At 33.3% G+C, this 7,441-nt stretch carries 7 protein-coding genes and 1 tRNA gene; 7 read left to right on the forward strand and 1 reads right to left on the reverse strand.

Annotated elements, in window-relative coordinates; genetic code table 11:
- The 5 genes from KKC53_01150 to KKC53_01170 all read left to right on the forward strand — a co-directional run.
- Positions 1–1,077, forward strand: a 1,077-nt coding sequence (locus KKC53_01150) for a hypothetical protein (protein MBU2597781.1), incomplete at its 5' end; no start/stop codon positions are given.
- A 149-nt stretch (positions 1,078–1,226) separates the two neighbouring features.
- Complete coding sequence (gene mazG, locus KKC53_01155; protein ID MBU2597782.1) at positions 1,227–2,045, forward strand: nucleoside triphosphate pyrophosphohydrolase; 819 nt, start codon at positions 1,227–1,229, stop codon at positions 2,043–2,045.
- Positions 2,042–3,454: a pyruvate kinase gene (gene pyk, locus KKC53_01160; protein ID MBU2597783.1), complete on the forward strand. Its 1,413-nt coding sequence runs from the start codon at positions 2,042–2,044 to the stop codon at positions 3,452–3,454. The genes mazG and pyk overlap by 4 nt, the downstream gene beginning before the upstream one ends.
- Before the next feature lie 97 nt (positions 3,455–3,551).
- Complete coding sequence (locus KKC53_01165; GenBank protein MBU2597784.1) at positions 3,552–3,998, forward strand: septum formation initiator family protein; 447 nt, start codon at positions 3,552–3,554, stop codon at positions 3,996–3,998.
- A gap of 368 nt (positions 3,999–4,366) precedes the next feature.
- On the forward strand, positions 4,367–4,636 hold the full coding sequence (locus KKC53_01170) for an RNA-binding protein (GenBank protein MBU2597785.1): 270 nt from the start codon (positions 4,367–4,369) through the stop codon (positions 4,634–4,636).
- 130 nt (positions 4,637–4,766) lie between these two features.
- Here KKC53_01170 and KKC53_01175 read toward each other — a convergent pair whose 3' ends face one another.
- Positions 4,767–6,272 (reverse strand): carboxypeptidase M32, encoded by a 1,506-nt coding sequence (locus tag KKC53_01175; protein MBU2597786.1) that lies wholly within the window; start codon positions 6,270–6,272, stop codon positions 4,767–4,769.
- 355 nt (positions 6,273–6,627) lie between these two features.
- On the opposite strand from KKC53_01175, the gene KKC53_01180 reads away from it, so the two are divergent.
- A tRNA-Leu gene (locus tag KKC53_01180) sits at positions 6,628–6,713 on the forward strand.
- 211 nt (positions 6,714–6,924) lie between these two features.
- Positions 6,925–7,441 (forward strand): alcohol dehydrogenase catalytic domain-containing protein (locus tag KKC53_01185; GenBank protein MBU2597787.1); only part of this gene is annotated, 517 nt, incomplete at its 3' end.

A 7,441-nucleotide genomic window follows, 5' to 3' on the forward strand; every position in this document is an offset into this window, starting at 1 on the left:
ACTGCTATTGCCCCTTCAGATGGTCGACTTTTTGTACTAAGCCTTATACTGGTAGTTTTTCTGATTCCACTCTCCTTCAGCGCTCATCTTACTCTGTCTTCGGAGATCAAGGGATTGGGGGCAACCTTCCTTGTAATCAGCGCAGGTCTCGTCTTTGCTCTAGCTACTCTGATTGTCATCATTGCCTTGCGGACATCGGAGAGTCACACTCTACCTAGGTGGCTGTTGGCTGATTTGAGAGCTACCACAGTTGGTCTTATGGCAGGTTCAGTGGTTGCCTTTCTTTCCCTCCTCGTTCCGTTTGAGGAGACTGTATCTCTAGAACCTGGGGTAGATATCCCGGTACGGGCTATTGGCTTAGCATGGGCTTTCGGTGCCTTTTTCGTGGTGCTTACGGTGGTTGATCTCTTCATCAGGAGGCGAATGCCGATCGCAATAGATAAATCCCCCGAGGTGAAGGAAATGAATCAAGTCTTCTACTCAAAGGTGAGGGCTATGAATAGTGCAATATTTGGGATGGCTGTGGGTTTGAGTGCTTTCTCTTTGATGGAACTCCCTGTGAAAGTAGCAGCAGATTTGACTTTATCGCTGGTTCACTTTGCTTTCCTTTTCTTTCTGATAATTGTGCTCTGGAATAGGCTATTCCGAATCTACGCCGTTGTTTCTACTTTCTATGAAGGGCTCGATTTTGCAGTATTCTGGCTAGCATTCTTCGTTGTTTTGACTCCTCCTGTCTTTCGACTGGTGATTCTTCCTGGCTCTGCTACCAAAGAGATCGGCTCAATAGTTTTCCCGGTATTGATAGCCATAATTGCACTAACTAATGGAGCTCTCCATCTTTATACTGCTGGATTGCAGCGGCGCGAGGTGGCAATTTCTTCAGAGATTAAAAAAGAATTTCGCTGGTGGGCTTGGGGAAGTTTTGCTCTAGGTATCCTCTTTCTCACTTCACTGCTTATACCTCTCACGGCGACTTTAGGGTATATGTCTCTGCGAGTTATCGCTTGGTGGGTTTCTTTGATAAGCTTTGTGGTTATTATGCGAGTTGTGACCCGTGTCACTCATTTCAGCTCCTAAAATTTAATTTTAAATATTTAATATAATAGTTTTTAATATCACTTTTAAAAAACAAAATATAATAGAAATTAAGAAAAATAATTGATATAAAGCATATATGACTTGAAATAATAAATTAATAAATTTATTAAACATGATAATTTAAACTAATGAAATTTAAGAAGGATAAAAAGTATACATTTGAAGATTTGTTAGATATAATAGCACATTTAAGAGGTCCAAACGGTTGCATATGGGACAAAGAACAGACTTCAAAGTCTATAAAGAAAAATTTGATTGAAGAGTCATATGAAGTTGTTGATGCTATCGATAGAGATGATAGTGAGGGACTCAAGGAAGAACTCGGTGACCTACTATTGTTACTTGTTTTTCATGCTCAAATAGCAAACGAGGAGGGAAAATTTGATATTTACGGAATAATAGATTCTCTAGCTAATAAACTAATAAGAAGACACCCGCATATATTTAGTGATGTTAATGTTAAGTCATCTAAAGAGATTTTAAGAAATTGGGAAAAAATAAAAGAACAAGAGAAAAAGTCAAAGAAGGAAAAAATTGTTGAAATCTCTAAAACTCATTCAACATTACCTGCACTACAATATGCTCATCGACTACAAGAGAGAGCAGCAAGGGTTGGTTTTGATTGGGATAAAAAAGAGGATTTATTACCAAAACTTAAGGAGGAAATTTCAGAATTAGAGAAGAGTTTAAGAGAGAAATCTAAAGATTTAGCTGATGAACTTGGAGATTTGTTATTTACAATTGTAAATATTGCAAGAAGATACAGGATTGATTCAGAGGATGTTTTAAGAAAATCCTCAAAAAAGTTTAAGGATAGATTTGATATTATAAAAAAGTTAAGTAAAGAGCAGGGAAACCAACTTGAAGAATTATCATTGGATGAGAAGGAAGTTCTCTGGCAGAAAGCTAAAAAGATATTGGAATCTAAAAAAGGAGAAAATTTATGAGAAGAACAAAAATAATGTGTACTATAGGTCCAGCAACAAGTAGTGAGAAAATGATAGAAGCACTAATTAATGAAGGTACTGATATATTTCGCTTAAATTTTGCTCATCTTAGTCAAGAAGAAATAGAAAAAAATATAAAAATAATTAGAAAAGTTGCAAGTAAAAAAGAAACAGATGTAGCAATATGTGTGGATCTTCAGGGTCCAAAAATAAGGGGTTGCAAGGTAAAGGGAGATGGTGTCTCTCTTAAAAAAGGAGAGACTTACTTTTTAACAATAGATCCTTTTTTAGGTGATGAGAAAAAACTGCAAATATCTTATAAGGGATTTATAAATGATGTTGAACCCGGAACAAGGGTTCTCTTAGATGATGGTAGGATTGAACTTAATGTCATAAAAAAATATCCAAGTGAAGTTGAATGCAAAATAATAAATGGTGGAATTCTTCGATCAAATAAAGGAGTGAATCTTCCTGATATCACATTAAATCTTGATTCCTTTACCCCAAAGGATCATAACGATTTAATATTCATTCTTAATCAGGATGTAGATTGGATTAGCATATCATTCGTTCGATCATCAAAAGATGTTGAGAAGGTTAGAGAAGTTATAGAAGACTTTGGTTCGAATGTGAAGGTGATAGCAAAGATAGAAAAACATGAAGCAATTACAAATATCGATTCTATAATAAGAGCTGCTCATGGGGTGATGGTTGCCAGAGGTGATTTGGGAGTTGAAATGCCAATCGAAGATGTACCCAAATATCAAAAAATGATAATAAATCACAGCAACTTGGAGGGAAAACCTGTAATTATTGCCACTCAGATGTTAGAGTCTATGGTTGAAAATCCAAGACCAACAAGAGCTGAAGCCAGTGATGTTGCTAATGCTGTTTATGATGGAGCAAGTGTAGTTATGTTATCTGCTGAGACTGCGATTGGTAAATATCCAGTGGAAAGTGTAATAATTATGTCAAAAATAATCAATAGTACTGAATCAATGATTGATTATGGTACAAAGATGATAGAAAAACTAAAGATCGGTTATAAAAGCGTAACTGATTCTATAGCACTTGCTGCTTGTGAAATTGCAAAAAATCTTGATGCAGCTGCTATTATAACCTCAACTAAATCTGGTCATACTGCTCGTGAGATCTCCAAGAATCATCCACCAACTACTATTGTTGCTGTAAGCCCTGTTCAGAGAGTAGTTAATCAATTAAAATTATCATGGGGAGTTTACCCGATTATATCAATACATTCGAAAAATATAGATGAGATGATAGATAATGCAGTGAATCTTGCTTTAGAAAATGAATTTATTAGTAAAGGTGATGTTGTAGTAATCACTGCAGGAGTATTGGTTGATCGACCTGGTACTACAAATATGCTAAAAGTTCATATTGTTTGAAATACAAAAAAAATATCAATAAAAAGAAGGAAATATTATTTTTTGATTTAATATAAAATTGTAAGGAGTTTAAAATATTCTAAAAATCGGAGAGGATTTGGCAAGAATAAATAAAGATAGATATCAAGAGAAAATTTCAAAAAGGATTAGGGAAAAAGAAAGAAGTAGAATAAAGAGATTGATTACTCCAACTGTAATACTAGCAATATTATTTGTCATTGTATTTTTAGTTATTAACACACCAACTGCTAACGAAATTTTAAAACAGAGAAAAGAAATGGAACTACTTAAAAATGAATTAGAACAAGCCAAAATGATAAACAAAGAACTCGAAAAAAAGATAGAAAGGATTAGCTCACCAGAATATATAGAGGAAGAAGCGAGAAGGAAGTTTGGACTTGTTAAGGAGGATCAAACCGCTTATGCAGTTGTAAATGAGTCTCCAGAAAATGAAGATGAATCTGGAAATGAGCAAGCAAAGTTTGGTATAAGTTATCAATTTTGGGAGAATTTTGCTAAAAGCTACTGGTCCCTCAAACATTAATTACCAATATTAAATACTAATGAGAATAATACTTTAAATTCTATAAAAGCAAAAAGAATTCATTTTTTAAAAATCTATATAAAATACATTTAAAATATTTAATATTGCTTTTTTAATTGAAATAGTTTATAATGCAATGTATTTTATTTATATAATAAAAGTTTCATATAAAAAGGATTATATGAAATGGCTGGTTAAGTATTAAGGGAGTTGATAATAAAAATCAAATAAATCTTCTGTAAATTTTTTTAATGAAAGTTCTCTTGTGTTTAATTATTACTTTCACTGTGAAGTTTGAATTGCTATCTTGCATCTACTTCCAAAAGAAACGTTAATAGACTGAGAGAAATAAGTATAAGGAGGTTACTATGCAAGGTAGTAAACTATATGTCGGAAATCTTAGCTATTCTGTAACTAGTGAAGAGCTAAAAGAATTGTTCTCCAAACATGGTGAGGTTAAGGAAGTCAATATAATTGAAGGTAAAGGTTTTGGATTTGTTGAAATGTCTAAACAAGAAGAAGCTGAAAAAGCAAAAGAAGCATTGAATGATAGTGATTTTAAAGGCCGTACCCTAAGAGTTGATGAAGCTCGACCACCCAGAAAAAGAGAAGAAAATAGAGGTTATCGAAGATATTAAAATAATCGAAGTATAACCTATATCTAACAATAAATCTAATATAATAATTAACCAGCCAATCATATAAGATTAAATAAATAGTGAAGGTGCTTAGCACCTTCACTATTTATTTTGTAGACTACTTTCTAACTTAAAGACCATAAATGTCGGTATACTTTTTTTGCATATAAGTTAAAAATGGTTTCGTGCAGATTGGCTCTCCAGTTACTCTTTTTACTAACTCATCAGGTATGTATTTTGCACCTTCTTTATAGATTTTTTCTCTCATCCAATTTAATAATGGTATAAAGTTGCCTTTCTTTATCTGACTTGGAATGTCAGGTAAATCTTTTATAGCTTGATTGTAAAAAAGAACAGATAGTAAGTTGCCTAAAGAATAAGTAGGAAAATAACCAATTCCACCCATTGACCAATGAATATCTTGTAATACACCTTCAGCATCATTAGGAGGACAAATACCAAGGTACTCCTTCATCTTTAAGTTCCACAGCTCAGGTAACTCTTTGACTTTAACTTGTCGTTCCAACATTAGATTCTCAATTTCAAATCGCAAAAATATATGAAGGTTGTAAGTAACTTCATCAGTATCAACTCGAATTAATGATGGACTTACTTTATTTATAGCTCGGTAAAAGGATTCAACACCAACACCTTTCAATTGATTTGGGAAATATTTCTTTAGATGAGGTAACCAGAAGGTCCAAAATTCCATACTGCGACCAACAACATTTTCCCACAGACGTGACTGGGATTCGTGTACACCTAAAGATACCCCACCTCTTAAAATAGTTCTGTTAAATGTTTGGTCAATACCCTGCTCATACATACCATGTCCAGCTTCATGGATAGAGCTAAATAGTGCTGATTTGAACTGGTCTTTGTAGATTCGTGTTGTAAGTCGAACATCATCTATTGAAAATGAAGTTGTGAATGGGTGTGTTGAACGATCTTGTCTACCATGTTTAAAATCAAATCCAAGGCGCTTGATAACTTCTATTCCAAAATCCCACTGCTTATCTATATCAAAATCTTGATTAAATATAGAGTCATCTAAAGCATCTTGTCTTTCTGAGATTGCTTTTACTAATGGAATAAGTTCCGCTTTCATTTCATTAAAGAGTTCCTCCACCTGAGCCGTCTTCATTTCTGGTTCAAACTCATATAACAAAGCATCATAGATTCTATCTTTATAACCCAGCGCTTCAGCTTTTTGAATTGTCAGATCTAAAATCTTTTCCAAATGTGGTCGAAATATGAAGAAATCTGATTTTTCTCGCGCTTTTCGCCAGGCTATATCACCTAATGAAGTTGCTTTAGCTAACGCAGCAACTAATTCAGGTGAAAGCCGTTTTAATCTATCATAATTACGTCTTGTAACGCGAATTAAGCTGGCTTCGAATGAGTCATAATCAAGATCACCAGCTTTAGCTTCAATATCAGTAAGTAGTTGTCCGATTTTATCAGAGATAAAGAGTTCATGAGTTTTTTTAGCTAAGGTAGTTAGTTGCATTGCTCGACTCTCAGCTCCACCTAATGGCATATAGGTCTGTTGATCCCAACTCAATACAGCAGTAGCAGCGTGTAAATCGGATATCTCACCTAAGAGCACCTTTAATTCTTTGAATTTCTCATTCAATTTAATTACCCCTCTCTTTTTATTTTTTTTCTATTTTTTAAAATTAATAATAGATAGTTATTAATTCGTAAACTGATAAGAACTTTAGTTTATAATTTTAACACTATTTCGATTTGTTTTAGATAATCTTTTTAATAATGGAATGTGATTTCTGGTAGGTAATTTTATTTGATTTTATAGATTTGTCAAAATTTAGAAGTTAAATTAATATATTGGATGTAAGAAAGCTTATGAGTTTATTATTATAAAAATTTTATTACTTTTTTAAAGAACAAACTACAAACTCATCTCGTTTATAGTAAAATTTATGTATTGACTAAATTATTGTAGTATTGGTATATTTATATAGTGGATTGCCCGAGTGGCGGAATTGGTAGACGCAACGGACTTAAAATCCGTCGGATTGTATCCGTGTCAGTTCGAGTCTGACCTCGGGCACCAGATTTATTATATTATTTTCCATTTTTAGTTTATATAAAGAGGTATTTTTGAAAGAAATATTTTCTAAGGAAAAGCTCTAGTTAAAATTTCTAATAACTGGAGTTTTGCTTTTTTTAAAAGTTTTTAAGAGATTATTAATACAATATGTACTATTAACGAGATAATAAAGAGTTTTTAATTATTAATGGTTTAATTATAGTGAGGGAATTTGATGATAGAGAAAATGAAAGCAATAATAAAAAGAGAGAGTAAACCAGGAGCAGAGCTCGAAGTTGTAGATATTCCAAAGATTAGTCCTAATGAGGTTTTAGTAAATGTAAAAGTGGCATCAATATGCGGTACTGATGTTCATATCTATAAATGGAATGAGTGGGCACAAAATAGAATTAAACCGCCTCTTATTATAGGTCATGAATTTGCGGGAGAGATTGTGGAAGTTGGAACTGATGTTAAATCTTTAAAAGTTGGTGATTTTGTATCTGCAGAAACACATATTCCTTGCAATCAGTGCTTCCAGTGTAAAACGGGAAAACAACATATTTGTAAAAATGTCTCAATCCTGGGAGTCGATATAAATGGTGTTTTTGCAGATTATGTAGCTCTTCCTGAAGTATGTGCATGGAAAAATTCTGAAAAGATACCGTTTGAATTTGCATCAGTTCAGGAACCCTTGGGTAACTCTGTTTATGCAACTTTGGAAGGTGGAGGTGTTACAGGTAAAAAAGTGG

It is taken from the genome of Actinomycetota bacterium (assembly GCA_018830725.1).
GTDB lineage: Bacteria > Actinomycetota > Humimicrobiia > JAHJRV01 > JAHJRV01 > JAHJRV01.

Bases quoted from the DNA above. Each gene is read 5' to 3' on its own strand.
- KKC53_01170 (MBU2597785.1), top strand. From the start codon at position 4,367: ATGCAAGGTAGTAAACTATATGTCGGAAATCTTAGCTATTCTGTAACT.
- mazG (MBU2597782.1), top strand. From the start codon at position 1,227: ATGAAATTTAAGAAGGATAAAAAGTATACATTTGAAGATTTGTTAGAT.
- pyk (MBU2597783.1), top strand. From the start codon at position 2,042: ATGAGAAGAACAAAAATAATGTGTACTATAGGTCCAGCAACAAGTAGT.